General features: G+C 67.9%; 27 protein-coding genes and 1 other RNA gene. 8 read left to right on the top strand and 20 right to left on the bottom strand.

Going from position 1 to position 26,690, the window contains the following annotated elements; genetic code table 11:
• Positions 1-31: 31 nt before the first annotated feature.
• From B5Y19_RS17620 to ruvC, 5 genes are read right to left on the bottom strand one after another with little or no spacing between them, the layout of a single operon-like run.
• Positions 32-577, bottom strand: coding sequence for a DUF3828 domain-containing protein (locus B5Y19_RS17620; RefSeq protein ID WP_055728037.1), 546 nt, complete (start codon positions 575-577; stop codon positions 32-34).
• Complete coding sequence (gene ruvB / locus B5Y19_RS17615; protein ID WP_079591892.1) at positions 574-1,599, bottom strand: Holliday junction branch migration DNA helicase RuvB; 1,026 nt, start codon at positions 1,597-1,599, stop codon at positions 574-576. The genes B5Y19_RS17620 and ruvB overlap by 4 nt, the downstream gene beginning before the upstream one ends.
• 23 nt (positions 1,600-1,622) lie before the next feature.
• Positions 1,623-2,114 (bottom strand): GNAT family N-acetyltransferase, encoded by a 492-nt coding sequence (locus tag B5Y19_RS17610; RefSeq protein WP_055728035.1) that lies wholly within the window; start codon positions 2,112-2,114, stop codon positions 1,623-1,625.
• Positions 2,111-2,728, bottom strand: a complete 618-nt coding sequence (gene ruvA / locus B5Y19_RS17605) for a Holliday junction branch migration protein RuvA (protein ID WP_055728034.1) — start codon at positions 2,726-2,728, stop codon at positions 2,111-2,113. Before ruvA ends, B5Y19_RS17610 begins: the two co-directional genes overlap by 4 nt.
• 29 nt (positions 2,729-2,757) lie before the next feature.
• The gene (gene ruvC / locus B5Y19_RS17600) at positions 2,758-3,273 is read right to left on the bottom strand and encodes a crossover junction endodeoxyribonuclease RuvC (RefSeq protein WP_055728033.1); all 516 of its coding nucleotides are present in this window, start codon (positions 3,271-3,273) and stop codon (positions 2,758-2,760) included.
• 117 nt (positions 3,274-3,390) lie between these two features.
• Here ruvC and B5Y19_RS17595 point away from each other — a divergent pair, with 117 nt between their 5' ends.
• Positions 3,391-4,209, top strand: coding sequence for a sulfite exporter TauE/SafE family protein (locus tag B5Y19_RS17595; protein ID WP_055728032.1), 819 nt, complete (start codon positions 3,391-3,393; stop codon positions 4,207-4,209).
• 126 nt (positions 4,210-4,335) lie between these two features.
• On the opposite strand, the gene B5Y19_RS17590 is transcribed toward B5Y19_RS17595, so the two are convergent.
• Complete coding sequence (locus B5Y19_RS17590; protein ID WP_055728031.1) at positions 4,336-5,082, bottom strand: YebC/PmpR family DNA-binding transcriptional regulator; 747 nt, start codon at positions 5,080-5,082, stop codon at positions 4,336-4,338.
• A 209-nt stretch (positions 5,083-5,291) separates the two neighbouring features.
• On the opposite strand from B5Y19_RS17590, the gene B5Y19_RS17585 reads away from it, so the two are divergent.
• The gene (locus tag B5Y19_RS17585; RefSeq protein ID WP_197282428.1) at positions 5,292-6,647 is read left to right on the top strand and encodes a globin-coupled sensor protein; all 1,356 of its coding nucleotides are present in this window, start codon (positions 5,292-5,294) and stop codon (positions 6,645-6,647) included.
• A 24-nt stretch (positions 6,648-6,671) separates the two neighbouring features.
• On the opposite strand, the gene B5Y19_RS17580 is transcribed toward B5Y19_RS17585, so the two are convergent.
• The 3 genes from B5Y19_RS17580 to ssrS form a co-directional block, all read right to left on the bottom strand.
• Positions 6,672-7,496, bottom strand: a complete 825-nt coding sequence (locus tag B5Y19_RS17580; RefSeq protein WP_055728179.1) for a TIGR00282 family metallophosphoesterase — start codon at positions 7,494-7,496, stop codon at positions 6,672-6,674.
• A 199-nt stretch (positions 7,497-7,695) separates the two neighbouring features.
• On the bottom strand, positions 7,696-8,277 hold the full coding sequence (locus tag B5Y19_RS17575) for a 5-formyltetrahydrofolate cyclo-ligase (RefSeq protein ID WP_055728178.1): 582 nt from the start codon (positions 8,275-8,277) through the stop codon (positions 7,696-7,698).
• A gap of 14 nt (positions 8,278-8,291) precedes the next feature.
• Positions 8,292-8,449: non-coding RNA, 6S RNA (ssrS, locus tag B5Y19_RS17570), on the bottom strand.
• Between the two features lie 154 nt (positions 8,450-8,603).
• Here ssrS and ybgF point away from each other — a divergent pair.
• The 4 genes from ybgF to glmM all read left to right on the top strand — a co-directional run bounded on the left by ybgF (position 8,604) and on the right by glmM (position 14,277).
• Positions 8,604-9,536, top strand: a complete 933-nt coding sequence (ybgF, locus tag B5Y19_RS17565) for a tol-pal system protein YbgF (protein WP_176168652.1) — start codon at positions 8,604-8,606, stop codon at positions 9,534-9,536.
• Positions 9,533-10,597 carry a tRNA lysidine(34) synthetase TilS gene (gene tilS, locus B5Y19_RS17560; protein WP_079591861.1) on the top strand — a complete coding sequence of 355 codons (1,065 nt, stop codon included), beginning with the start codon at positions 9,533-9,535 and terminating at the stop codon, positions 10,595-10,597. Before ybgF ends, tilS begins: the two co-directional genes overlap by 4 nt.
• A gap of 109 nt (positions 10,598-10,706) precedes the next feature.
• Positions 10,707-12,632 carry an ATP-dependent zinc metalloprotease FtsH gene (gene ftsH, locus B5Y19_RS17555; RefSeq protein ID WP_055729549.1) on the top strand — a complete coding sequence of 642 codons (1,926 nt, stop codon included), beginning with the start codon at positions 10,707-10,709 and terminating at the stop codon, positions 12,630-12,632.
• Between the two features lie 301 nt (positions 12,633-12,933).
• The gene (gene glmM, locus B5Y19_RS17550; protein WP_055729548.1) at positions 12,934-14,277 is read left to right on the top strand and encodes a phosphoglucosamine mutase; all 1,344 of its coding nucleotides are present in this window, start codon (positions 12,934-12,936) and stop codon (positions 14,275-14,277) included.
• 333 nt (positions 14,278-14,610) lie between these two features.
• Here glmM and B5Y19_RS17540 read toward each other — a convergent pair whose 3' ends face one another.
• Positions 14,611-15,378 carry an SDR family NAD(P)-dependent oxidoreductase gene (locus B5Y19_RS17540; RefSeq protein ID WP_176168651.1) on the bottom strand — a complete coding sequence of 256 codons (768 nt, stop codon included), beginning with the start codon at positions 15,376-15,378 and terminating at the stop codon, positions 14,611-14,613.
• Positions 15,379-15,510: 132 nt separating this feature from the next.
• Between B5Y19_RS17540 and B5Y19_RS17535 the strand changes: the two genes are divergently transcribed.
• Positions 15,511-16,548 carry an L-idonate 5-dehydrogenase gene (locus tag B5Y19_RS17535; protein ID WP_055729546.1) on the top strand — a complete coding sequence of 346 codons (1,038 nt, stop codon included), beginning with the start codon at positions 15,511-15,513 and terminating at the stop codon, positions 16,546-16,548.
• 217 nt (positions 16,549-16,765) lie between these two features.
• Here the strand turns inward: B5Y19_RS17535 and B5Y19_RS17530 are convergent, their stop codons facing one another.
• The 3 genes from B5Y19_RS17530 to B5Y19_RS17520 form a co-directional block, all read right to left on the bottom strand.
• Complete coding sequence (locus B5Y19_RS17530; RefSeq protein ID WP_055729545.1) at positions 16,766-18,439, bottom strand: formate--tetrahydrofolate ligase; 1,674 nt, start codon at positions 18,437-18,439, stop codon at positions 16,766-16,768.
• Between the two features lie 158 nt (positions 18,440-18,597).
• Positions 18,598-19,284: a glutathione S-transferase family protein gene (locus B5Y19_RS17525; protein ID WP_055729544.1), complete on the bottom strand. Its 687-nt coding sequence runs from the start codon at positions 19,282-19,284 to the stop codon at positions 18,598-18,600.
• Positions 19,285-19,304: 20 nt separating this feature from the next.
• Positions 19,305-20,054 carry a haloacid dehalogenase type II gene (locus B5Y19_RS17520; protein WP_055729543.1) on the bottom strand — a complete coding sequence of 250 codons (750 nt, stop codon included), beginning with the start codon at positions 20,052-20,054 and terminating at the stop codon, positions 19,305-19,307.
• A gap of 238 nt (positions 20,055-20,292) precedes the next feature.
• Between B5Y19_RS17520 and gpmI the strand changes: the two genes are divergently transcribed.
• Positions 20,293-21,807, top strand: coding sequence for a 2,3-bisphosphoglycerate-independent phosphoglycerate mutase (gene gpmI / locus B5Y19_RS17515; RefSeq protein WP_244555628.1), 1,515 nt, complete (start codon positions 20,293-20,295; stop codon positions 21,805-21,807).
• Between the two features lie 87 nt (positions 21,808-21,894).
• Here gpmI and B5Y19_RS17510 read toward each other — a convergent pair whose 3' ends face one another.
• From B5Y19_RS17510 to B5Y19_RS17485, 7 genes are all read right to left on the bottom strand, one after another.
• Entirely contained in the window at positions 21,895-22,746 is an 852-nt protein-coding gene (locus B5Y19_RS17510) for an outer membrane protein (protein ID WP_055729541.1), read from the bottom strand.
• A 237-nt stretch (positions 22,747-22,983) separates the two neighbouring features.
• Complete coding sequence (locus B5Y19_RS17505) at positions 22,984-23,283, bottom strand: hypothetical protein (protein ID WP_139384447.1); 300 nt, start codon at positions 23,281-23,283, stop codon at positions 22,984-22,986.
• A 76-nt stretch (positions 23,284-23,359) separates the two neighbouring features.
• Positions 23,360-23,494, bottom strand: coding sequence for a hypothetical protein (locus B5Y19_RS26605; protein WP_280174387.1), 135 nt, complete (start codon positions 23,492-23,494; stop codon positions 23,360-23,362).
• A 104-nt stretch (positions 23,495-23,598) separates the two neighbouring features.
• Complete coding sequence (locus B5Y19_RS17500; protein ID WP_055729539.1) at positions 23,599-24,015, bottom strand: low affinity iron permease family protein; 417 nt, start codon at positions 24,013-24,015, stop codon at positions 23,599-23,601.
• Positions 24,016-24,161: 146 nt separating this feature from the next.
• Positions 24,162-24,998, bottom strand: coding sequence for an S-formylglutathione hydrolase (fghA, locus tag B5Y19_RS17495; RefSeq protein WP_055729538.1), 837 nt, complete (start codon positions 24,996-24,998; stop codon positions 24,162-24,164).
• A gap of 188 nt (positions 24,999-25,186) precedes the next feature.
• Positions 25,187-26,299: an S-(hydroxymethyl)glutathione dehydrogenase/class III alcohol dehydrogenase gene (locus tag B5Y19_RS17490; protein WP_055729537.1), complete on the bottom strand. Its 1,113-nt coding sequence runs from the start codon at positions 26,297-26,299 to the stop codon at positions 25,187-25,189.
• 25 nt (positions 26,300-26,324) lie between these two features.
• On the bottom strand, positions 26,325-26,609 hold the full coding sequence (locus tag B5Y19_RS17485; protein WP_055729536.1) for a metal-sensing transcriptional repressor: 285 nt from the start codon (positions 26,607-26,609) through the stop codon (positions 26,325-26,327).
• Between the last annotated feature and the right edge of the window lie 81 nt (positions 26,610-26,690).

Below are 26,690 nucleotides of genomic sequence, written 5' to 3'. Positions count from 1 at the left end.
GCCGTCCTGCCGACGTCAGCCCTGCGAGCGTTCAGCGCTTGCAGGGCTTCCCCATGAAGGAGCCGCAGTCATAGGGCTGGGAGAGCGCTTCGCGGACCGAATAGTCCTTGCCCTCGAAGCTGTTGACGATGTCGTCGATGCGCCAGCCACCATTCTCCCGGATCATCCGGAACTGGACCGCGACCGGCTTGCCGAAGCTGCGGAAGCTCGCGATCACGGTCGCCTTGCCGGCGGCCACCGGGATCGTGTCGAGGCTCAGCTTCTTCACCTCGCCGTCCTGACCGTTGAGGAAGGGATCGGCGCCGATCTGGCCCATCTCGCCGCTCTCGTCCTGATAGAGATCGTCGCGGGCGAAGAGCGCCGCGAGGCTTTCGCTCAGCAGCTTGTCGCGATGCGGCGGGCGCCAGGGTGGGGGCGGGGCCTTACCCTTCCCGGCGAGCGTCTTGACCGTGATCGCGTAGGCCTCTTCCACCGGACCGCGCGGGACGTCGTCGCCGGCGCGGGCCGAAACCGCCAGGATCGCGAACAGGCCGGTCAGGGCGAGCGCCAGGCCGAAATTCCGAAGGGCCTGTTTCACGCCTCGTCCTCGTCATTCCCGAACAGGCCGAACTGCGCCGTCTCGCGCGAGGGTTCGGGCATGCCGAGATGGCGGAAGGCGTGGGGCGTCAGCAGGCGCCCGCGCGGGGTGCGCTGGATGAAGCCCTGCTGCAGCAGGAAGGGCTCGATGATCTCCTCGATCGCGTCGCGCGGCTCGGAGAGCGAGGCGGCGATCGTCTCGATCCCGACCGGGCCGCCGCCGAAATTGACCGCGACGGTGGTGAGATAGCGCCGGTCCATCTGGTCGAGGCCGATGGCGTCGACATCGAGCAGGGAGAGCGCCTTGTCGGCGACCTTGCGGGTGACGATCGGGTCGCCGTCGACGATGGCGAAGTCGCGCACGCGGCGCAGCAGGCGCCCCGCAATACGCGGGGTTCCCCGGGAGCGCTTGGCGATCTCGTTGGCGCCGTCGTCGGACATCGGCACGCCGAGCACGCGGGCACCGCGGGCGACGATGCCCTGCAATTCCTCGACCGTGTAGAACTGCAGCCGGATCGGGATGCCGAAGCGGTCCCGCAGCGGCGTGGTCAGCAGGCCGGCGCGGGTCGTGGCGCCGACAAGCGTGAACTTGGGCAGGTCGATCTTGACCGAACGCGCCGCCGGGCCCTCGCCGATGATCAGGTCGAGCTGGTAGTCTTCCATCGCCGGATAGAGGATCTCCTCGACCGCCGGGTTGAGGCGGTGGATCTCGTCGATGAAGAGCACGTCGCGCTCTTCGAGATTGGTGAGCTGGGCGGCGAGGTCGCCGGCCTTGGCGATGACCGGGCCCGATGTCGAACGGAAATTGACGCCGAGCTCGCGCGCGACGATCTGCGCCAGCGTCGTCTTGCCGAGGCCGGGCGGGCCGACGAAGAGAACATGGTCGAGCGCGTCGCCCCGGGTGCGGGCGGCGTTGATAAAAACTTGAAGATTCGCGCGCGCCGCCGCCTGCCCGGTGAAATCGGAAAGCGAGAGCGGGCGCAGCGAGGCTTCGCTGTCGTCGTCGCGGCGTTCCGCCGTCATCAGCCCGGAGCGCTTCGGCTCGCTCACAGCGCGATCTCCAGTTCGAGGGCGTCGTGGATCGGAATGTCCCTGTATCCCGTCTTGATGATGGTCGGCACGACCGAGCGATAGGCGTCGATCGCCTCGAGATAAAGCCCCGACAGGCGGAAGCCGCGGCGCTGGTAGAAGGTCATGCCCGGCATGTTGTCGTTGGTCAGCATGGCCTTGAGCTTCTTCGCACCGGTGGCCCGGGCGGCCTCGATGACGGCATCGAGCATGCGGATCGCGACGCCTTCGCCGGGGCGCAGCGAATGCAGCGCGCAGAGATAGGCGGTGTCGCCCCTGGCCGTCCAGCTCGCCAGGGCGGCGGTGGCGCCGGAGGACTCGAACAGGCCGAGCGCGTCGATCTCGGCGACGTCGTAGACGTGCAGGTCGATCATCATGCTGTGCGAGCCCCAGCTCGCCAGCATGATGCGGCAGAGCTCGGTCTTGTCGGTGACGACGCGCAGTTCCAGATCGTCGGGCGGCTCGCTCACTTCGCCAGTTCCTTCAGGCCCAGCTTGATGAGCTGGGCCGTCCCGGCGCCGTCGCCTGCCGCCTTCGCGGCGGCCGCGACGGCGGCCACGGCCTGGGCCTGAGGATAGCCGAGATTGGCGAGCGCCGAGACGGCGTCGGCGATGGGCTGCGGCAGCTTCCTGTCTTCCAGTGCGCCCGAGAGCTGGGCGACGCCGGGATCGATATGGCCGAAGGCCGGCGCCTTGTCCTTGAGCTCGGCGCAGAGGCGTTGCGCCAGCTTGGGGCCGACGCCGGGGGCACGCGCGATCGCCGCCTTGTCATTGGTGGCAATGGCGGTGGCGAGGCTGCTCGGATCGAGCGTCGAGAGGATGGCGAGCGCCACCTTGGCGCCGACGCCCTGCACCACCTGCATCAGCCGGAACCAGTCGCGCTCGACATCGGACATGAAGCCGTAGAGGCGGATCGCATCCTCGCGGACATGGGTCTCGATCGAGAGCGCCGCCGCCTCGCCGGGGCTGGGCAGGCGCTGCAGCGTGCGCGCCGAGCACTGCACGACATAGCCGACGCCCTGCACGTCGATGATGACGTGGTCCTCGCCATAGGAATCGATCAGGCCCTTGAGCTTGCCGATCATCGCCGCCTTCTCTCTCCAGCCGTGTTCTTCTAGCCAGCCGCGCGCATCTGCGCGACCAGGGCCTTCATGCCGCGGTGCTGGGCATGGCAGATCGCGACGGCGAGCGCGTCCGCCGCATCGGCGGAGCTGGTCTCGGCCTTCGGCAGGAGCACGCGGATCATCGCCTGCACCTGCTTCTTGTCGGCATGGCCGACGCCGACCACGGTCTTCTTGACCAGGTTGGCGGCGTACTCCGCGACGCTGAGACCCGCGAGCGAGGGCACGACCAGCGCGATGCCGCGCGCCTGGCCGAGCTTCAGGGCCGATTGCGGATCGCGATTGATGAAGGTCTCCTCGACGGCAGCCTCGTGCGGGCGATGCGCGGCGATGATCTTGTGCAGCCCTTCGTGCAACTGCCGGAGCCGCTCGCCAAGGGAGAGGTTGCCGTCGCTCTCGATGCAGCCGCAGGCGACGAAGGAGAGCTTGCTGCCTTCCGAGACGACGACGCCCCAGCCGGTCTTCCGGAGGCCGGGGTCGATGCCGATGATGCGAATCGCGGGTGCCATGACAGGCCCAAGCTAGCGGATGTTTCGGATTTGTCCCGCGCGGAACCGCCGCGAGGATGAATTCTCCTCATCGATTCCATCAAAAAGGAAAGTTGTTCTTGCGGAGGGGCGGCCGGCATGGTTCGCCGGACAATCCAGCACCTGCCTGCCGATGCCATGCCTCTCAGCCTCGACCCCTTCATGCCTGGCCTCACCGCCGACGGAGTTGCCGTCCTGCTGGCGGCGACGCTGCTCGGCGGGCTGGTGCGCGGCTTCACCGGATTCGGCTTCGCGATGGTGTTCATGCCGCTGGCCTCGATCGTGCTCGGGCCGGTGGCGGCGCTGGGGCTGATCTGGTTCATCGACCTGCCCTTCGCCCTGCCGATCGCCGCGCGCAGCGCCAAGCGGGCCGAGTGGGGCGAGATCCTGCCGCTGCTGCTGACCGCCACATTGGCGCTGCCGGCCGGCATCTGGCTGCTGACCTGGCTCGACCGCGAGACGATGCGCTGGCTGCTGGCCTTGCTGGTGCTGTTCGCCGTGGCGCTGATGGCCTCGGGCTGGCGCTATCATGGGCGCCCGACCGTGCCGCTCTCGCTGGGTGTCGGCGCCCTGTCCGGGCTGTTCAACGGCATGGCTTCGATCGGCGGCATGCCGCTGGCGGTGTTCTGGCTCGGCGCGCAGCGCAACGACCGGCACAGGACGCGGGCGAACATGCAGACCTTCTTCGGCCTCTCGACCCTGATCAGCGGTACGATCCTGTGGTGGAAGGGCATCATCACCCTGGGAGGGCTGCTGATGGCGGTGCCGCTCTTCGCGATCTACGGCGTCGGGCTCTGGGCCGGCACGCATGGCTTCCGGCTCGCCTCCGAGGAGACGTTCCGGCGTGGAGCCTATCTGGTGATCTTCTTGAGCGCGCTGATCAGCCTGCCGCTCTGGGATGTGCTGATCGGGCGGTAGCGCGCTGCCCGGTCGCCCATGCTCGCCCTTGTGGCGAGCATCCATGTCTTGAACACCACCCGCGGGAAGGAAGACGTGGATGGTCGGGACAAGCCCGACCATGACGGGAAGTGCGACGGCGCCGCCTCAGGCGCTGAGCTTCGCCATGATGTCGTCGGCGATCTCGAAATTGGCGAAGACGTTCTGGACGTCGTCGTCGTTGTCGAGCGCCTCCATCAGCTTCATCATCGAGGCGGCCTTGTCCTCGTCGAGCGGAGCCGTCGTCGTCGGCCGCCAGACCGGCTTGGCCGAGGTGGGTGCGCCGAGCGCCGCTTCGAGCGCCTTGGAGACCTCGTTCAGCGCGTCGAAGGCGCAGAGGATGGTGTGGCCGTTCTCGTCCGAGATCACGTCGTCGGCGCCGGCCTCGATCGCGGCCTCCATCACCTTGTCGGCGTCGCCGGCTTCCGGCGGATAGCTGACCTCGCCGACGCGGTTGAACATGAAGGAGACGGAGTTGCTCTCGCCGAGCGCGCCGCCGGCCTTGGTGAAGTAGGAGCGCACGGCGGAGGCGGTGCGGTTGCGGTTGTCGGTCAGCGCCTCGACGATGACGGCGGCGCCGCCGGGCCCGTAGCCCTCGTAACGGACCTCGTCATAGTTCTCGCCCTCGCCGCCGGCGGCCTTGTTGATGGCTCGCTGGATATTGTCCTTCGGCATGTTCTCGGCGCGCGCGGCGAGCACCGCCATGCGCAAGCGCGGGTTCATGTTGATGTCGGGCATGCCCATCTTGGCGGCGACGGTGATTTCGCGGGCCAGTTTCGAGAACAGCTTGGAGCGCACCGCATCCTGCTTGCCCTTGCGGTGCATGATGTTCTTGAACTGTGAATGGCCGGCCATGGGAGCTCGTTACCTTCGAAGGTTGCGGCGGAAACTTGCTGGAAGCCCGGCCTTATAGGCGCCGGGTTCCGTGACAGGCAAGCGCCTGTGGTCGCCCGAACGCAAAAACGCCGGCAGCCGGGCCGTTAAATCATTCTTTGGCATGGCTGAGCAGGATGCGGCCGCCCTCGATTGCCCCGGCAATCATCCTCTCCCGTTGCAGTGACGCCTTGATATCCACCTCTCTTGCCGCGCAGGAACACCGCTTCCGCGCCTTCCGGATCTTCGACGAGGATGTCGCGCTGCTCGGATCGCTGTCCGGCTTCGCCGAAAGCCGGCTGCCGGCGCTGCTGGACGAGCTGCACACCCAGTTCGCGCCCTGGCCCGAGATCGCCCGGGCGCTGAAGCAGCCGGCCGTGCACGAGCCGCGGCTGGCCCATTGGGTTAGGCTCGTCTCAGGCAAGATGGGCGAAGGCTACGCGGAATCCGCGCGCCGGCTGGCGAGCGCTTTCCACGATCACGATGTGCCGACCTATGCCGTGGTGATCTGCCATGCGATCGTCTCGAACGCGATCATCGTGGAGCTCGGCCTCGACCGCCCGGGCATGATGGGGCTGTCCCGCCTCTGGCAGAGGCGCGAGCTCGACCGCCGCATCGCCACGCGCACCGCCCTGTCCAAGGCGACGCAGCTCGACCTCGAGCTGCTGCTCGAGACCTATGCGATCGTCCAGCAGGAAAGCCGCGATCGGACGCGCCGGCATATCGAAGCGTTCGAGATCACCGTTCGGGAGGTGGTGAACGCGGTCAATGCCAGTGCGGGCAGGGTCGAGCGGCTCGCGGCATCGGTCGAGAGCGTGGTGGGCGAGACGAGCGCCCAGGCCGAGCGAGCCGCCGGATCGGCCGGCAGCGCCTCGGACAATGTCAGCAATGTCGCCACCGCGACGAACGAATTGTCGATTTCGCTCGATCATGTCGCGGCGGAGGTCGTGCGGGCTTCGACCATGGCCCATGAGGCGCATGCCGCGGCCCAGAAGACCGACGCCATCGTCAAGAGCCTCGCCCATTCGGCGGAGACGATCGGTTCCGTCGTCGAGATGATCCAGACGATCGCCAGCCAGACCAATCTGCTGGCCCTCAACGCCACCATCGAGGCGGCGCGCGCCGGGGAGACCGGGCGCGGCTTCGCCGTCGTGGCGACGGAGGTGAAGCAGCTTTCGGCGCGCACCGCCCGCGCCACCGACGAAATCGCCGCGCAGGTCCCGGCCATGCAGGGCGCGACGCGCGAGGCGGTGACCGCGATCGAGAGCATCGTCGCCTTCGTCAGCCAGGTGAACGGCATTGCCGGGGCGGTCGCGGCCAGCATCGACGAGCAGCGGGCCGCCACTCAGGAGATCGCCCGCAGCGCCGACCAGGCCGCGATGGGCACCCAGGCCAACGCCGAGACGATCATGCGGCTCAACGACCGGGCGCAGCTGGCCGGCAAGGCGGTGCACGACGTGCTCGACGTGGCGGGCGCGCTGTCGCGCCAGGCCGAGAGCCTGAACCACGCCTTCGACGATCTGGTGCGGCAGCAGCGGGCCGTCTGAGCGGGCGCCCTCGGGGGCTTCGGCTCAGCTCGCGGCCCAGTCCGGCAACGCCTGGCTGAGATGCGGGCCGATCCGCACCGCCCAGACCGCCTTGGCCAGCCCGGTCGCGTCGTCGATCTCGACGGCTACGCCCGAGAGCGTGCCTTCGCCGCTGGCCGGCTCGAGCCGTGCGCCCGGCACCTTCTGCAGGAAGCGGCGCACCGGCTCGTCCTTCTGCATGCCGAGCACGGAATCATAGTCGCCGCACATGCCGGCATCGGACTGGTAGGCCGTGCCGCCGGGCAGGATGCGGGTGTCCGAGGTCGGCGCATGGGTGTGGGTGCCGACCACGAGGCTGGCACGGCCGTCGAGGAAATAGGCCATGGCCTGCTTTTCGCTGGTCGCCTCGGCATGGACATCGACGATGACGGCATCGGCGACCTCGCCGAGCGGGCAGGCGGCGAGTTCGCGCTCGACCGCGGCGAAGGGGTCGTCGAGCGGGTCCATGAAGAGCCTGCCCATGACGTTGACGACGAGGACGCGGGCGCCGTTGCGCGCCTCGATCACGGCGGCGCCGCGGCCCGGCGTGCCCGGCGGATAATTGGCCGGGCGGATCAGACGGTCCTGCCGTTCGATGAAGACGAGTGCCTCGCGCTGATCCCAGGAATGGTTGCCGAGGGTGACGACATCGGCGCCGGCGGCGAGGATCTCGTCGCAGATCGCCTCGGTGATGCCGAAGCCGCCGGCGGAATTCTCGCCGTTGATGACGACGCAGTCGAGCTTCCACGCCTCGCGCAGGGCAGGAAGGCGCTCTTGTACCGCGATCCGGCCGGGACGGCCGACGATGTCACCGAGGAAGAGAAGACGCATGAAGACTCCGAACGCATAGGGCGGTCGCCACACGAGCCCTCATCCTGAGGAGTGCCGAAGGCGCGTCTCGAAGGATGGTCCAGATGGTGGCAGAGCCTCCTGGAGCATCCTTCGAGACGCGGACTTGCGTCCGCTCCTCAGGATGAGGGCTGTGCAGCGACAGCTTCCAGTCTCTCCCTTGCCTGAAAGCCCGCTGGAATCAACCGCAGTGAATGGTTTCCCGCTCGGTCACGATCCAGTCGAGGCGCCGGTCGTGCGGTGCGTCGGGGACGGCTTCGATCTCCTGCGCGGCATAGCCGATGCCGATGCTCAGCGTCGGGGCGAGCTCCGCCAGCGCGCGGTCGTAATAGCCCTTGCCATAGCCGATGCGGTAGCCGCGCCGGTCGAAGGCGGCGAGCGGCACGATCAGGATGCGCGGCCTCATCACGGGCTCGGAGGGGGAGGGGACGAGCGTGCCGAAGCCGCCCGGCACGATCGGCTCATAGGGCGCCCAGCGGCGGAAGATCATGTGCTTGTCGACGATGGCGGGCAGGCAGAGCGGCAGGCCCTGCGCGTGCAGCGCCTCGAGGATCGGGCGTGGATCGGCCTCGGAGCGCATCGGCCAGTAGGCCGAGACGGGACCGGCGGCGCCGGCCCATAGCGGCAGGGCGAGCACCTGCGCGGCGATCAGCTGGTCCCATTCCAGCCGGTCGTCGATCTCGAGCGCGTCGCGGCGGCCGAGCGCGTCGGCCCGCAGGGCCGCCTTGTGCGGGGAGGGCGATGCGGACGTCGCGGAAGACATCGTCGTCATAGGGCTGCGGAGCCACCTTGGCCGTGGAGTTTTGAATCCCGGGACACCTACTAAAGTAGGTGGGCGCCGTGTGTCCGGTTCCGATGGATCCGGTCAGGGACAGCTCCCTAGGGAGTCGTATGGGCCCGGGGAATGCTGTCTCTCACGCACCAGGCAGCCCCGCTTCGCCAATGTAGGGAATGGCCCGGCAAAGCGCCAGAGGGATTTGCGGCGTTACGCCCTGGCGGGCAGGGGGCCATGAAAGTGTTCATATTTTGGCCGTGGTGAGCAGGTGATATAGACAGGCGCGACATTCAGTTCGGAAACCGGTCTTATCGATGCTTCGCTCTTCGCTTGCCCGCCACCTTGCCCGTCCGGGGCTGACCGCGATGGCCCTCGCCGCCGCGCTGTTCGGCGCCGCCGTGCCGGCCTCGGCACAGGACGCGGCCGACCTGCTCGTCCGCACCACGCGCCTCGAGAACCAGCTGCGCCAGATGTCCGGCCAGATCGAGCAACTCCAGTTCGAGAATCGCCGCCTGACGGAACAGCTCCGCAAGTTCCAGGAGGATGTCGATTTCCGCCTGAACGAGAAGGGCGGCGGCCGCTCCGGCGCCGCTACGCCCAGCGCTCCGCCGGCAGGCGGTGCTCCGGCGCCGCAGCGCCAGCGCCGCGGCGATGCCTTCGACCCGACGATGCAGACCGGGACGGCGGGCGGGCCGCAGCCTCTGGGCGGCGGCATCGCCAGCATCATCGACGAAGGCTATGACGGTGGACCGGCGACGGGGCAGCCGCTCGACCTGCAGGGCGTGGGCCGGCCGGTGCATCAGGGTGCCGTCCAGCAGGGCCTGCCGCGCGGGCAGAGCGTCGCCGCCGCGAGCGGCCCGCAGACGGCGAAGGAAGCCTATGACCTCGCCTTCGCCTCGCTCCAGCGCAAGGAATACGAGCAGGCCGAGATGGGCTTCCGTCAGTTCCTGCAGAGCTATCCGCGCGACAGGCTGGCGGTCGACGCCACCTACTGGCTCGGCGAGAGCTATCTGCAGCGCCAGCGCTATCGCGAGGCGGCCGAGCAGTTCCTCAAGATTTCGCGGGAGTCGCCGCGGGCGGGCAAGGCGCCCGAGAGCCTGCTCAAGCTCGGCATGGCGCTGAACGGCCTCGGCGCGAAGGAACAGGCCTGCGCCACCTATGCCAAGGTCGGCGTCGACTACCCGTCCGCCTCCAATGCGGTGCGCCAGGGCATCGCACGCGAGCGGCGCCGCTCCGGCTGCGCTTGAGCGAGACGCTCCAGCCCGATCCCGTTTCGAAGCCGGTCTCGTCCGTCGAGGCCGGCTTGCTGTTTGAGGGGCTGTCGCCGGAGGCGCGGCTGCTCGCGGCCGTGTCGGGCGGGCCGGATTCGATCGCGCTGCTGGGCCTGCTCGCCGAATGGGCCAAGGGGCCAGGGCGGCCCGCGATTCATGCCGCGACCGTCGATCACGGCCTCAGGCCCGAGGCTGCGGCCGAAGCCGAGGACGTCGCCGCGCTGTGCCGGAGGCTCGGCGTGCCGCATCGGACATTGCGCTGGGAGGGGGCGAAGCCGGCCAGCGGCGTCCAGGCGGAGGCGCGGCGCGCCCGCTATGCGCTGCTCGCCGCCGAGGCGCGGCGGCTGGGGGGGGCGGCGCTCGTCACCGCCCATACCCTCGACGACCAGGCCGAGACGGTGCTGATGCGGCTCGCCCATGGTTCCGGTCCGTCCGGCCTCGGCGGGATGCGGGCGCGCGCCGAGCGGGACGGGCTGGTGCTGGCCCGCCCGCTGCTCGGCATCGCCAAGGCGAGGCTGGTCGCGACGGCGCAGGCGCGCGGCCTGCCCTTCATCCGCGACCCGAGCAATGCCGATGAGCGGTTCGAGCGCGTGCGCTGGCGGGCGGCGATGCCGCTGCTGGCGCAGCGCGGGCTGACGGCCGAGCGCCTGGGCCGCCTGGCGGAGCGGATGGCGCGGCTCGACGCCGTGGCCGACCGGAGGGCCGGCGAGGCCTTCGCGGGCCTGCGGCTTCCGGACGACCACGAGGGTGAGGGCGAGGAGGTACGCCTGGACTTTTCCCGGCTCGCGGAGGAGCCGGAGGAGGTCGTGCTGCGCGTGCTGGCGCTGGCGCTGGAGGCGGTGGCGCCGCCCGGTGACGGCTATGGCCGGCTGGAGCGGCTGGAGGACTGCCTGCACGCCCTGCTCGCGGCGGAACGCTCCCGCCTCGCCACGCGGCGGACATTGTCCGGGTGCATTGTGGCGCTCGCCGGTGACGGAGTGCTGTCGCTGCGCCGGGAGGGCGCGCGGCGGCGCGGCGTTCACCCTGCGACATCGTAGTGCCGCCGCGACGTGCGTTTCCCTTGGCAAGGGCTTGCGTCGCACCTAGATTAGCCGTGGAAACCCTTGGCCTTATCCGGTTGGACCGGCAGGCCCGATCGGACTGGTGATGAATCCGAATTTTCGCAATTTCGCCCTCTGGGTGGTGATCTTCCTTCTGGTCCTGGCGCTGGTGACGCTGTTCCAGAGCCCGAGCCAGCGCGCCAGCACCAACGAGATCCCCTATAGCCAGCTGATCAACGAAGCCGAGGCCGGGCGCGTCTCGAACGTGGTCGTGGCCGGGCAGGAGATCACGGGCACCTTCTCGGACGGGCGCAACTTCGTCACCTACGCGCCTTATGGCGACCCCAACCTGCTGAAGACCATGGCCCAGAAGGGCGTGCAGGTCTCGGCGCGGGCGCCGGCCGAGGGGACGCCCTGGTTCATGGCGCTGCTCGTCAACTCGCTGCCCTTCATCATCTTCATCGGCCTGTGGATCTTCATGTCCCGCCAGATGCAGAACGGCGCCGGCCGGGCGATGGGCTTCGGCAAGTCGAAGGCCAAGCTGCTCACGGAGGCGCATGGCCGCGTCACCTTCGAGGATGTCGCCGGCATCGACGAGGCCAAGGAAGACCTGCAGGAGATCGTCGAGTTCCTGCGCGATCCGCAGAAGTTCCAGCGGCTGGGCGGGCGCATCCCGCGCGGCGTGCTGCTCGTCGGCCCTCCCGGCACCGGCAAGACGCTGACGGCCCGCGCCGTCGCCGGCGAAGCCAATGTGCCGTTCTTCACCATTTCGGGCTCGGATTTCGTCGAGATGTTCGTCGGCGTCGGCGCCAGCCGCGTCCGCGACATGTTCGAGCAGGCCAAGAAGAACGCGCCCTGCATCATCTTCATCGACGAGATCGACGCCGTCGGTCGCCATCGCGGCGCCGGCCTTGGCGGCGGCAATGACGAGCGCGAGCAGACGCTGAACCAGCTCCTCGTCGAGATGGACGGCTTCGAGCCGAACGAGGGCGTCATCATCATCGCCGCGACCAACCGTCCGGACGTGCTGGACCCGGCGCTGCTGCGCCCGGGCCGCTTCGACCGGCAGATCGTCGTGCCGAATCCGGATGTCGCCGGCCGCGAGAAGATCCTGCGCGTCCATGTCCGCAAGGTGCCGATGGCGCCGGACGTCGACCTCAAGATCCTCGCCCGTGGCACCCCCGGCTTCTCGGGCGCGGACCTGATGAACCTCGTCAACGAGGCGGCGCTGCTGGCGGCCCGTCGCGGCAAGCGCATGGTCACCCATGCCGAGTTCGAGGACGCCAAGGACAAGGTCATGATGGGCGCCGAGCGCAAGTCGATGGCGATGTCCGAGGAGGAGAAGAAGCTGACCGCCTATCACGAGGCGGGCCACGCCATCGTTGGCCTCTACGTTCCCGCCGGCGTGCCTGTGCACAAGGCGACGATCATCCCGCGCGGCCGCGCGCTCGGCATGGTCAAGTTCCTGCCGGAGGGCGACCGGTACTCGATGAAGTACAAGGAGTTCACCTCGCAGCTCGCGGTCGCCATGGGCGGGCGCGTGGCGGAGGAGATCACCTTCGGCAAGGAGAACATCACCTCCGGCGCCACCGGCGACATCCAGCAGGCGACCAAGATGGCCAAGGCCATGGTCACCCAGATGGGCTATTCGGACGAGCTCGGCATGGTCGCCTATGGCGACAACCAGGAAGAGGTCTTCCTGGGCATGTCGATGGGCCGCAGCCAGTCGCTCTCCGAGGCGACCGCGCAGAAGATCGACGCCGAGGTCAAGCGCCTCGTCGACGAGGGCTATGCCGACGCCAAGAAGATCCTGACCGAGCATCATGAGGAGTTCGTGCAGGTGGCCGAGGCGCTGCTCGAATTCGAGACCCTGACGGGCGAGGAAATCCGCGACCTGATCGCCGGCAAGCGCCCTTCGCGCGATCTCGACGACACGCCGCATGCCCCGCGCGGCTCGGCCGTGCCGAGCGCCGGCAAGGGCCGCAAGCGCGGCGAACCGGATGCCGGCATGGAGCCGCAGCCGCAGGCCTGAACAGGCCGGCTGCAGGAATGCGAAAAGGGCGGCTGTGAGGCCGCCCTTTTTTCGTGGCTCCAGTGCGCCATGCTCCGGCTTGACCCGAGCATCTCCCGCCGAATGAGGTTCTGGTGCCCGTCTTGCCGGAGATTCCCGGGTCTGCGCTTCGCTTCGCCCAAGAATGACGGCTCCTTCCGCCCGCTCCCGCTTCTTTCAGCCCTGCTTTCACGCTCCGTCATAATTTGTGAGAAGGCGGAAAGGTTTTTTGGCTATAGAACCCGCAAAACTGGGCTGATCGCCTCTCGGACATGAATCGCACATGACGCGCAAATATTTCGGAACGGACGGCATTCGCGGGCGGGCGAACGGCGTCATCACGCCAGACCTTGCCCTGAAGGTCGGCCAGGCCACGGGGCTGGCCTTCCGCCGAGGCGAGCATCGACACCGGGTCGTGATCGGCAAGGACACGCGGCTTTCCGGCTACATGATCGAATACGCCATGGTCGCCGGCTTCACCTCGGTCGGCATGGACGTGATGCTGCTCGGCCCGATCCCGACCCCGGGCGTCGCGATGCTGACGCGCTCGATGCGGGCCGATCTCGGCGTGATGATCTCGGCCTCGCACAACGCCTATGAGGACAACGGCATCAAGCTGTTCGGGCCGGACGGCTACAAGCTCAACGACGAGGTGGAGCGCGAGATCGAGGCGCTGGTCGACACCGATCTCGGGCCCCGCCTCGCGACCTCGCCCAGCCTCGGCCGCGCCAAGCGCATCGACAGCGCCGATGCGCGCTATGTCGAATTCGCCAAGCGGACGCTGCCGCGGAACCTGAGCCTGGAAGGCCTGCGCATCGTGCTCGATTGCGCCAATGGCGCCGCCTACAAGGTGGCTCCGCAGGCGCTCTGGGAGCTCGGCGCCGAGGTCATCACCATCGGCGTCGATCCGGACGGCTTCAACATCAACCATGAGGTCGGCTCGACCCATCCGGAGGCGCTCGTCGCCAAGGTCCGCGAGCTGCGCGCCGATGTCGGCATCGCGCTCGATGGCGACGCCGACCGCGTCCTGGTCGTCGACGAGCATGGGCATGTCGTCGATGGCGACCAGCTCATGGCCGTGATCGCGCGCTCCTGGCTCGAGGATGGCCGACTCTCGGCACCCGGCATCGTCGCCACGATCATGTCCAATCTCGGGCTGGAGCGCTATCTGGCCGGGCTGGGGCTGACGCTCGCCCGCACGGCGGTCGGCGACCGCTACGTGCTGGAGCATATGCGCAACCACGGCTTCAATCTCGGCGGCGAGCAATCCGGCCACATCATCCTCTCGGATTTCGGCACGACCGGCGACGGGCTCGTCGCGGCGCTGCAGCTGCTGGCGGTGGTGAAGCGCATGGACAAGCCGGTCTCGGAGGTCTGCCACTGCTTCGAGCCGCTGCCGCAGATCCTGAAGAACGTGCGCTACAAGAAGGGCAAGCCGCTGGAGGAGCAGCTGGTGGTCCGGGCGATCGAGGCGGCCAAGCAGCTCCTCGGCGAGAGCGGGCGCCTCGTGATCCGCCCCTCCGGCACGGAGCCGGTGATCCGCGTGATGGCCGAGGGCGATGATCGCGATCTGGTCGAGCGCGCGGTCGACGATGTCGTCGAGGCGGTGACCAAGGCCGCGGCCTGACATCAGGCGTCATGCTCGGGCTTGACCCGAGCATCTCTTGACCCGTGGGCGCGGAACCGCGCTCGGCCCTTCTTCCCATCGTCTTGGGATTGCCCGCGAAGGAAACCCCGGGGTCAAAAGTCGGCAACAGCCGATTTCGATGCGAGGCGCGCGCCGCCTCACCACGTCATGGTCGGGCCTGTCCCGACCATCCACGTCTTCCTTCGTTGCTCGGGGGCGGTGTTCAAGACGTGGATGCTCGCCACAAGGGCGAGCACGACGGCGAGGTTGCGCGCCCCCTTGTCCGTCTCGGATACGTCGAACCATCCCGCAAGGGAGAAGGAAAGATAAGCCTCACACCACCGCGGTGAGCCCGCCATCGACCATCAGCAGATGGCCGTTGACGTAGTCGGAAGCCGGCGCCGAGAGGAAGATCGCGGCTCCGACCAATTCCTTCGTCTCGCCCCAGCGCCCGGCCGGCGTGCGGCTGGAAACCCAGCTCGAGAAGGCTTCGTCCGCGATCAGCGCGGCGTTGATCTCGGTGGCGAAATAGCCCGGCCCGATGGCGTTGGCCTGAATGTTGTATTTGCCGAGCTCGGCGGCCAGGCCTCGCGTCATCATCTTCACCGCGCCCTTGGACGCCGTATAGGGGATGATGGTGGCGCGGCCGAGCTCGCTCATCACCGAGCCGATATTGATGATCTTGCCGCGCTTGCGCGGCACCATCCGCTTCGTCACCGCCTGGGTGACGTAGAACACCGAATGCAGGTTGGTGTTGATCACCTCGTGCCAGCCTTCGACCGGGAATTCGGTGATCGGCGCGCGCTTCTGCATGCCGGCATTGTTGATCAGGATGTCGATCGGCCCGATCTCGGTCTCGATCGCGGCGATGCCGGCCTCGACCGCCTTCTGGTCGGTGACGTCGAAGGCGGCGACGGAGGCCTTGCGGCCGGCGCCGGCGAGCGCCTCGCGGGCGCGTTCCAGCTTGGCCTTGTCGCGTCCGTTCAGCACCACATGAGCGCCCGCTTCCGACAGCCCCTCCGCGAGCGCCAGGCCGATGCCCTGGCCGGAACCGGTGACGAGTGCGATCTTGCCTTCGAGACTGAACAGAGACAGCGACATGGCGTATCCTCGCAGAGTGTCCTGGGGTTGGGCAAATTTGGTTTGCGCAAAGCCTGCCTCCCTCGGTAAGCAGGTTTCAATCGATTAGACAATGGCCGTGACGCGGTTTCGCGGCTAATCCGGGAGCGAGACATGCGTGCCGTCGTCATCCATGCCGAGAAGGACCTGCGCGTCGAGCCGACCACGGCGCCGGAGCTCGGGCCGCGCGATGTCCGGGTCCGGATCGAGGCCGGCGGCATCTGCGGCTCCGATCTGCATTATTACCTGCATGGCGGCTTCGGCACGATCCGCGTGCGCGAGCCGATGATCCTCGGCCATGAGATCGCGGGCCGGGTCGAGGCCGTCGGCGGCGAGGTCTCGCGGGTGAAGCCGGGCGACAGGGTGGCGGTCAATCCGAGCCGGGCCTGCGGCCATTGCCGCTATTGCCAGATGGGGCTGCAGCAGCACTGCACCGACATGCTGTTCTACGGTTCGGCGATGCGGTTCCCGCATGTCCAGGGCGGCTTCCGCGACGTGCTGGTGGTCGAGGAGCGGCAGGCGGTGAAGGTCGCCGATGGCGTCACCGCCGCCCAGGCCGCCTTCGCCGAGCCGCTCTCGGTGTGCCTGCACGCCGCCAAGCGAGCCGGGCCGCTGCTGGGCAAGCGGGTGCTCGTCACCGGCGCCGGGCCGATCGGCGCGCTCACCGTCGTTGCGGCGAAGGCGGCGGGGGCCGCCGAAATCGTCGCGACCGACGTGGTCGACGGACCGCTGCCGATCGCGCGCAGGATGGGGGCGACCGGGACGGTCAATGTCGCGGCCGAGCCGGAACGGCTCAAGGAGGAATACGGGGCGGAGAAGGGGGCCTTCGACGTGATGTTCGAGGCCTCGGGCAACCAGCACGCGCTGAGCGGCGCCTTGGACGTGATCAGGCCCGGCGGAGTCATCGTGCAGATCGGTGTCGGCGGCCAGTTCACGCTGCCGATGAACGTCGTCGTCGCCAAGGAGTTCGACCTGCGCGGCTCGTTCCGCTTCCATGAGGAATTCGATTGGGCGGTCGCGATGATCGGCTCCGGCCGCATCGATCTCTCGCCGCTGCTGACGGCGACGATCCCGGTCGATCGGGCGGTCGAGGCCTTCGACCTCGCCTCCGACAAGTCGAAGGCGATCAAGGTTCAGCTCGACTTCGCCTGAGCGAGGCTTGGCCGTTCCGGGCAACTGCCTGGCAAGCCCGCGCAGCTGCTCCGACGTCGTCATGCTTGCGCTTGTGGCGAGCATCCACGCCTTGAACACCGCCTTCGGCCAAGGAAGACGTGGATGGTCGCGACAAGCCCGACCATGACGGGAAGCATTGCGATCTCGGGAGCTGGGTCCGCAACCCCGCGGCGTTCGGAAACGACGAAGAGGCCGCCTAGAACAGCCCCTCGATATACCCTTGCGCGTCGATATGGATGCGCTCCGCTGCCGGCTCGCGCGGCAGGCCGGGCATGGTCATGATGTCCCCGCAGATGGCGACGACGAAGCCCGCACCGGCGGAGAGACGGAGCTCCCGCAGCGGCACGATGTGGCCGGAGGGCGCGCCGCGCAAGGTCGGGTCGGCGGCGAAGGAGTACTGGGTCTTCGCGACGCAGACCGGCAGCTCGCCGAAGCCGGCCGCCTCGAGCTCGGCGAAGCGGGCCTCCAGCTTCGGGTCGACGCTGACGCCCCCGGCGCCATAGATCTCGCGCGCGATCGTCTCCAGCTTCTGCCGAAGCGGCATGGAGGTGGGGTAGAGGGGGGTGAAGTCGGCCTCGTCATCGTCGGCGAGCGCGGCGACCTTGCGGGCGAGCTCTTCCGCCCCGGCGCCGCCTTCGGCCCAGTGCCGGCAGATCACCGTCTCGACGCCGAGATGGTTGCGGCAGAAGTGATGGATCAACGCGTGCTCGGCGGCGGTGTCGCCGGCGAAATGGTTGATCGCGACGATCGGCGGGACGCCGAATTTGCGGATGTTGACGATGTGGCGGGCGAGGTTGGAAAGCCCGGCCTCGAGCGCCTTGAGGTCCTCGCGCCCGAGGGCATCCCTGGCCACGCCGCCATGCATCTTGAGCGCGCGCACCGTGGCGACGACCACGGCGGCGGCCGGCTTCAGCCCCGCCTTGCGACATTTGATGTCGAAGAACTTCTCGGCGCCGAGATCGGCGCCGAAGCCGGCCTCCGTCACGACATAGTCGGCCAGCTTCAGTGCGGTCTGCGTCGCGATCACCGAGTTGCAGCCATGGGCAATGTTGGCGAAGGGGCCGCCATGGACGAAGGCCGGGGTGCCTTCCAGGGTCTGCACCAGATTCGGCATCAGCGCGTCCTTGAGCAGCACGCTCATCGCGCCGGTGGCCTTGATGTCGGCGGCGCTGACCAGCCGCTTGTCGCGCGTGCGCCCGACGACGATGCGGCCGAGCCGGGCCTCGAGATCGGCGGCGCCCTGCGCCAGGCAGAAGATCGCCATCACCTCGGAGGCGACGGTGATGTCGAATCCGTCCTCGCGCGGGAAGCCGTTGCCGGGCCCGCCGAGCGAGGACACGACCTGACGCAGCGCCCGGTCGTTCATGTCCATGACGCGGCGCAGGGCGACGTGGCGCGTATCGAGGTCGAGCCCGTTGCCCCAGTAGATGTGGTTGTCGATCATCGCCGCCAGCAGGTTGTGGGCGCTGGTGATGGCGTGGAAGTCTCCGGTGAAGTGCAGGTTGATCTGCTCCATCGGTACGACCTGGGCGTAGCCGCCGCCGGCCGCTCCGCCCTTCATCCCGAAGCTCGGCCCGAGCGAGGGCTCGCGCAGTGCGATCATGGCGCGCTTGCCGATGCGCGAGAGGCCGTCGCCGAGGCCGACCGTGGTCGTGGTCTTGCCTTCGCCGGCGGGGGTGGGGCTGATCGCCGTGACCAGGATCAGCTTGCCGTCCGGCTTGTCACCGGAATCCGGCAGGGCGTGCGGGTCGATCTTGGCGATGAACTTGCCGTAGGGGCTCAGCGCTTCGACGGGAATGCCGGCCTTGGCGGCGATGGCGGCGATGGGCTGCAGCGTCGCGGCGCGCGCAATCTCGATATCGGTCGGCATCCGTCCCCTCGGAAACTATGCGGTACCCCGCGCCTTCCGGCACGAGGCGGGGGCGACACTGGCCCGAAACGGCGGGTGTCGCCAGAGCTTTCGCCGCCGGGGCGGGCATGATGCACAGGCGGTGCTGGACACGACGCCCCGTCGTTCCCGGGCGACCTTCAGCCCGGGAGATGGGCGTTCTGCGGGAACAGGAACTTGCGAGCCTCGGCGTCGAAATCGGCCTTGAAGGCGAACTGGTCCTTGAGCGCGGTCGCGCGCTGCGCGGCGGGCCGCGCCGAGATCTCGTCGAGGTGGCGCTTCACATGCGGGAACATCTCGGGCCAGGTCTCGCCCACCGCAAAGGACAGGCGCGTCGCCCAACCCCAGATCGACATGTCGACGAGCGTGTAGGTCTCGCCGAGCATGTAGCGGCGCCCGGCGAGCAGGTCGTTGACGATGCCCCAGTGCCGCTCGGCCTCGCGGGCATAGCGGTTGATGGCATAGGGGATCTTCTCGGGCGCGAAGCGGCTGAAATGCACGGCCTGGCCGCAATAGGGGCCGATGCCGGTGGCGACGAACATCAGCCAGGACAGCATCTCGCCGCGCGCCTTCGGCGTGTCCGCGGGGAGGAACTTCCCGGTCTTCTCGGCGAGATAGAGCAGGATCGCGTTCGAATCGAAGACGGTGACGTCGCCGTCGGTCAAGGCCGGCGTCTTGGCATTGGGGTTGATGGCGAGGAATTCCGGCTTGAACTGGTCGCCCTTGCGGGTGTCGACCGGCACCATCTCGTACGGCAGCCCGGTCTCCTCCAGGAACAGCGCGACCTTCGCCGGGTTCGGCGAGGGGTGGTAGTAGAGCTTGATCATGTTGCGTCCTCGGCGGCGCTTCAGGCCTGTCTCAGTGCGGCGACATAGGAGACGAGATCGGTCAGTGCTGCAATGGTCGCGTCGGCCTGGAATCCGAGCTGCTCCGGCTGCATGCGCAGCGCCTGGAACATCAAGGCGGGGCCGATTTCCGGCGCTGCCGCCAGTTCGCCGCGCAGCCTGCTCGCCGGCATCCGCTCGATGCGGGCGACATGGAAACCGTGAGCCTTGGCGCCGGCGATGTCGAAGCCGTTGGACGAGACGAACAGGATCTCCTCGCGCCCCAGCCCGAGCCGCTTCTCGACATGGGCATAGCCGCGCGGATCGGGCTTGTAGACGCCGATCTCGTCGACGCTGATCACGGTTTCCAGCAATTCGCCGATGCCGGCATGGGCGACGAGCCGCTTCAGCATCGCGGGGCTGCCATTCGAGAAGATGGCGAGGCGGTGGGCGGCGAGCCCCTCCAGCGCCGTCCGCGCCTCCGGATAGAGGGCGAGCGCGTCATAGGCTTCCGCGATCTGCGCGACGAGCTCCGGCGACGCCGAGAGGCCGAGCGATCTCAGCGTGAAGTCGAGCGAGTCGCGGGTGACGGTCCAGAAATCCTCGTAGCGGTCCATCAGCGCGCGCAACCAGGTGTATTCGAGCTGCTTGAGCCGCCAGATCTGGGTGATGGCGGTGCCCCGGCCCGGGAAGGCCGCATCGGTGACGCTCGCCACGGACTGCACGTCGAACAGCGTGCCATAGGCATCGAAGACCAGCGCCTTGATCGACATCGGCATCCTCCGTTGCGGCCTAGCCTGACACTCAGCCTCATCCTGAGGAGCCGCGGAGCGGCGTCTCGAAGGATGCTCCAGATGGTTCCAGAGCCTCCTGGAACCTCCTTCGAGACGCGCCTGAAGGCGCTCCTCAGGATGAGGGCTCGAATTCCAGGGTCGACTCATAACACTCGCATTCGCGGCGCGGCGCATGATATCCGCACACGGAGTTTTCACAGATACCAAGGGTCCGCCGATGCCGCCTCGCCCCGTGATGCTGATGATCCTCGATGGCTGGGGCGCGCGCGAGGCGCGCGAGAACAACGCCGTCCGGCTGGCGAAGACCCCGAATTTCGACCGCCTCTGGGCGGCGAGCCCGCACAGCTTCCTGCGCACCTCCGGGCTCGATGTCGGGCTGCCGCCGGGCCAGATGGGCAATTCCGAGGTCGGCCATCTCAATCTCGGCGCCGGCCGCGTGGTGATGCAGGACCTGCCACGCATCAACCAGGCGATCGCCGACGGCTCGATCGCGGCGGCGCTGGAGGCGAGCGGCCTCGTCGCCGGGCTGAAGGTGAGCGGCGGCGCCTGCCATCTGCTCGGCCTGGTTTCGCCGGGCGGCGTCCACGCCCATCAGGACCATGCGGTGGCGCTCGCCCAGATCCTGGCCAAGCAGGGCATCCCGGTCCGGGTCCATGTCTTCACCGACGGGCGCGATACCCCGCCGCAATCGGCTGCGGATTATGTGAAGGCCTTCGCCGCGGCGCTGCCGGCCGGGGCGAAGATCGCCAGCGTCTCGGGCCGCTACTATGCGATGGACCGCGACAACCGCTGGGAGCGTGTCGAGAAGGCCTGGCGCGCCATGGTGCTGGGCGAGGGGGCCGCTTTCGCCACGGCGGATGCCGCCATCGCGGCGGCCTATGCCGGCAACGTCACCGACGAATTCATCCTGCCCGCGGCGATCGGCGGCTATGCCGGGATGAAGGATGGCGACGGGCTGCTGAGCTTCAATTTCCGTTCCGACCGCATTCGCGAGATCCTGAACGCCGTGCTGGAGCCGGACTTCGCCGGTTTCGCGCGGCCGCGCGTGCCGCGGCTGGCCAAGGCCGTCAGCATGACCTCCTACAGCGCCGAGCTCGACAAGGTAATGCCCGTGCTGTTCCCGCCGCAGACGCTCGCCAACGGGCTGGGCGAGACGGTGGCCAAGGCCGGGCGGACGCAGATCCGCATGGCGGAGACGGAGAAATATCCGCACGTCACCTATTTCTTCAATGGCGGGGAGGAGACGCCCTATTCCGGCGAGGAGCGGGTGATGGTGCCCTCGCCGAAGGTCGCGACCTACGACCTGCAGCCCGAGATGTCGGCGCCGGAGCTGACCGCCAAGGCGGTCGAGGCGATCGGTTCCGGCCGCTACGACCTCGTCGTGCTCAACTTCGCCAATCCGGACATGGTCGGCCACACTGGCGTGCTGGCGGCGGCGATCAAGGCGGTCGAGACCGTCGATGCCGGGCTCGGCGCGATCGCGGAGGCAGTGGAGCGGCAGGGCGGGGCCCTGCTCGTCACCGCCGACCACGGCAATGCCGAACTGATGGTCGATCCGGAGACCGGCAAGCCGCATACGGCCCACACCACCAATCCGGTGCCGCTGATGCTGATCGGCGGGAAGGGGAAGGCGCTGGCCGAGGGGCGCCTCGCCGATATCGCGCCGACGCTGCTCGCGCTGATGGAACTGCCGCAGCCGGCCGAGATGACGGGCCAGTCGCTGCTGCGGTGAGGGTCAGCGACGCCGCGTTGCCAGGCGACCAAAGCAAAACGGCGCGGAGATGATCCGCGCCGTCCGTGTCGGGCGAGCCGTCGGCTCTCAGTACTTGCGCACCACCGGCGGCGCGTAGGCGACCGGCTCCGGCGTGCCGCAGCAGTTCGGATCGCCGAAGTTCCAGCGCATGCCGATACGGAAGTCGTGGCTGTCGATGTTCTTGGCCTTGAGCGGCGCGTACATCTCGCCGTTGAAGGCGTTGACGATGCGGCCGGACTGGGCGTCGCCGAGGTTGAGATAGCGATAGCCGAGCTCGAGGGTCAGGTTCTTGTTCACCTCGTAGCCGACGCCCGCCATCAGCGCCCAGGCGAGATCGGTCTTGCTGCCGTTAGTGGCGTAGCCGAGCGTCGGGAAGCCGGCGACGGAGCCCTGGTCGGTCAGGCCGCTGATGCGGTTCTGCGAGAAGCCGATGCCGGCGCCGATATAGGGCGTCAGGCAGTTCCAGGTGCCGAGGTCGATATAGCCGTTGAACAGGGTGACCAGCGAGGTCAGGTTGCCCTTGTAGGTGTTGGTCTGGAAGTCGTTGATCCAGGGGTTGAAGACGATGTCGTTCACCCCGATCGACGAGGAGCCGCGATATTCGCCGGTGATGTCGAAGCGCAGCCAGTTGTTGAAGCGGTAGCCGACGCCGAGGCCGGCGAAGAAGGCGGAGTTGTCGCTCTTGCCGAAGAAGTTGCCGCCGAACTGCACGACATCGTCCTGGTGATACTTGCCGACGGTCTGCAGGCCGACGCCGACATCGCCGCGCAGATAGATGCCGCTCGAGATCGTGCCCTTGAGACCGAGAGGCTCGGGCGGCGGCGGAGGCGGTGCATAGGCGAGGTCGGCTGCCTGAGCTGCGGCGGAGACGCCGAGGGCCAGGCCGCCCGCCAGCGCGAGAGTTTTCAGGCTGCCCATGGCAGTTTCCTTCGCGTTTGCGCGGCGCAGATACGCAGCCCGCGCGAGTTACCAACGGGAAGGACCATGGCATTGATTTCTTAAATGACACTTAACCCTAAAAGCTAACCTTACTTTTGCCTGAATGACCGGAGGGCAGACCTCCGGCGGCACTGGTCGCAGCTCGGCGACGCGCTCCGCACGCCCAAGCCGGCCAGAGGCCGGATGAGCGTGCGGCTCCCATGCCGCACTCGCCCGCTAGCAGCTCAGGGTCTCGTTGAGCATGCCGAGGACGAGCGGGAGGGAGAGGGATTTGAAGAAGGCGTGGAAGCGCTGCGGCGCGCGGAAGGCCAGACGGTCGCCGTTCTCCCAGACCGGAACGACGGTGCCGTTCAGGCGCGCCGACATGGCGGCCAGCCGCCACCGGTCGATGGAGGCTTCCTGTGCGACGCGGGGCTGTGACCCGAAGGATGTTTCAACCGGAACGATGACGAAATAGGTGCCCTGCTCGTTGATATGAGCGATTCGTAGATACGACATTTGCCAGCCCACCCCCACGTGGACCCCCCGTCAGGTATTTAGCTTTAATTAACCTAACGTCACATCCTTCATTTAAAGGAGGCGCGCGGGAGCGTCAGAATTCGTTCCCCGGGTGGCCGTGGGGGCCGGCGCGCCACATCAGATATCCCATGATCCAGATCAGGACGATGCCGGTGAGGGCGGCGAGCCCGAACAGGCTCGCGACGATGAGGACGACTGTCGACAGCATCACAGCCTCCCATGCTTGATGCGCGAAGTGTGATCCTGCAGGGCAGGGTTGTCGACGCGCACATGGCAGACCCAGCCTCGACAGCTTGCCGCCTCGTTCCCCGGCTACTGCCCGGCAGGGGACGGGTGCGCCACTTCGCGCGCCTTTGCAGCCATCGCCTCGAACTCGCCGCGGATCGTCTCGAGCTTGTCCTCGTCGAGTTCCTCGAGGTCGAGCAACTCCTCGCGGGCGCCCTCGAGCCTGCAGATCAGCTCGTCGAGCTTGATCTGGATCGCGGCCGTGTCGCGGTTCTGGCTGTTCTGGATGATGAAGACCATCAGGAAGGTGACGATGGTCGTCGAGGTGTTGACGACGAGCTGCCAACTGTCGTTGAAGCCGAAGAACGGGCCGGAAAGCGCCCAGAGGACGATCAGCGCGCCGGCGATGAAGAAGGTCTGCGGCTTGCCGGCCCAGCGGGAGACGGCCTGCGACAGACGGGTGAAGAGCGAGCGGTTGCGCCGCGGCTTCCTGTGCTTGGCCATGGACGAGCCCCCGTGCCGGACGGTTACGGGAAACTCAACGCGGCGATGCGCGTGGGCGTTCCCGCGGCGCGGCGAATCGGCCCGGCCGGTGCTTCCGCGGGATCGACGAGTACGGAGAGGCCTCGATCTCCTCCGGTTTTGAGACCCTAAGCGACCAGCCGCTCGGCGTGCCAGGCGATGTGCTGCGCCATGAAGGTGGAGACGAAGTTGTAGGAGTGGTCGTAGCCCTCCCGCATCGTCAGCTGCAGCGGAATACCGGCGGTGGCGCAGGCGATCTCGAGGAGCTGCGGGCGCAGGCCCTCCTCGAGGAAGCCGTCGGCGGTGCCCTGGTCGACGAGCAGATCGGCGATGCGATGGCCATCGGCGATCAGCAGGGTGGAATCATAGTTCCGCCAGGCCGTTTCGTTCGGCCCGAGATATTTCTCGAAGGCGGGGCGCGACCAGCCGGCGGTCGACGGCTGGGTGATCGGCGCGAAGGCGGAGACGGAGCGGTAGCGCCCGGGGTTCTTCAAGGCGAGGGTGATCGCGCCATGGCCGCCCATGGAATGGCCGAAGATGCCCTGCCGGTTCATGTCGAGCGGGAAGTTCTTCGTGACCAGAGCCTGGAGCTCGTCGCGGATATAGCTCTCCATCCGATAGTTGCGGGCATAGGGCTCCTGCGTGGCGTCGAGATAGAAGCCGGCGCCGGAGCCGAACTGCCAGTTGTCGGGCTCGTCCGGCACATCGGCGCCGCGCGGGCTGGTGTCCGGGCAGATGATGGCGATGCCGTTGGCGGCGGCCGCGGCCCGGTACTCGCCCTTGTCCATGGCGTTCTGATGCGTGCAGGTCAGGCCCGACAGGTACCACAGCACCGGAACCGGCCCGTCCTCGATCTGGTGCGGCAGATAGATCGCGAAGGTCATCGGGCAGGCGCAGGCAACGCTGTCATGACGATAGACGCGCTGTGAGCCGCCGAAGGCCTTCGAGGAGGAGAGGAGTTCCATAGGGGGTCCCTTCTGTCGCGGGCCGGCGCCGCTTCCGGAGAACGGGCCTTAGCTGTTGGCGTCACGCCCGGCCTATCCCGAGCATCCACGTCTTGAACGCAGGTCTCGGCCAGCGAAGACGCGGATGGTCGCCACAAGGGCGACCATGATGTGTCACTGCCTGCGGAATAAGGCAGTGGAGCGGCGGCTCAATAGACCACGACGCTGCGGATCGACTTGCCCTCATGCATCAGGTCGAAGCCGTGATTGATCTCCTCCAGCTTGAGCTTGTGGGTGATCAGGTCGTCGATGTTGATCTTTCCTTCCATATACCAGTCGACGATCTTCGGCACGTCCGTGCGCCCGCGCGCGCCGCCGAAGGCCGTGCCCTTCCAGACGCGGCCGGTGACGAGCTGGAACGGGCGGGTGGCGATCTCCTTGCCGGCCTCGGCCACGCCGATGATGATCGACTCGCCCCAGCCGCGATGGCAGCACTCCAGCGCCTGGCGCATCACATCGGTGTTGCCGGTGGCGTCGAAGGAGAAATCGGCGCCGCCGCCGGTGAGGTCGACGATCGCCTGCACGACCTTGTCGTTGCCGATCTCCTTCGGGTTGATGAAGTCGGTCATGCCGAATTTCTCGGCCATGGCGCGCTTGGCCGGGTTGATGTCGACGCCGATGATCTTGTCGGCGCCGACCATGCGGGCGCCCTGGATGACGTTGAGGCCGATGCCACCGAGCCCGAAGACGACGACATTGGCGCCGGGCCAGACCTTGGCGGTGTAGATCACGGCGCCGATGCCGGTCGTCACACCGCAGCCGATGTAGCAGATCTTGTCGAAGGGGGCGTCCTCGCGGACCTTGGCGAGCGCGATCTCGGGCAGCACGGTGAAGTTCGCGAAGGTCGAGCAGCCCATATAGTGGAAGACCTCGCCGCCATCGCAGGAGAAGCGGCTCGTGCCGTCCGGCATCAGGCCCTGACCCTGGGTGGAGCGGATCGCGGTGCAGAGATTGGTCCGACGCGACAGGCAGGACTTACAGCTGCGGCATTCCGGCGTGTAGAGCGGGATGACGTGGTCGCCGGGCTTCAGCGTGGTGACGCCGGCGCCGACCTCGCGGACGATGCCCGCGCCCTCATGGCCGAGGATCGCCGGAAACTTGCCCTCCGAATCCAGGCCCGACAACGTGTAGGCGTCGGTGTGGCAGATGCCGGTCGCCATGACCTCGACGAGGACCTCGCCGGCCTTCGGGCCGCCGATCTCGATGGTTTCGATGGTGAGCGGCTTGCCGGCTTCCCAGGCGACGGCGGCACGGGTCTTCATCGGGTGGTTCCTTCCTTGCGAACGGTCATTTCAGATAGGGGCGGATCACGCGCATGATCGCGGCGATCTCGTCGGCATCGTCGGAGGGCGCCTTGGCCGCGCCGGCCGTGCCCTGAACGGTCTCGCGCAGATGCATCTCGAGCACCTCCGCCATCAGCCCGGTGGCGGCGCCGCGCAGCGCGGCAAGCTGCTGCAGCAGGGCGCCGCATTCCTCGCCGCGTTCCACGGCGGCGATCAGGGCGTCGGTCTGTCCCCTGATCCGGCGCAGCCGCGTGACCGCGCGCTTCTTCTCTTCAGGCGTGTGAGGCATGGGCGCGCATCGAGCTTCGATCCGCGAGACGCTATGGTACTGAGGGGGAGTATGTCAACGCGAATGGCGCGCCGAAACGAA

The sequence above is a fragment of the Allobosea thiooxidans genome (assembly GCF_900168195.1).
In the GTDB taxonomy this organism is placed as follows: domain Bacteria; phylum Pseudomonadota; class Alphaproteobacteria; order Rhizobiales; family Beijerinckiaceae; genus Allobosea; species Allobosea thiooxidans.
The sequence above is the reverse complement of the archived record's forward strand: the minus strand, read 5'-3'. Positions and strand labels throughout refer to the sequence as shown.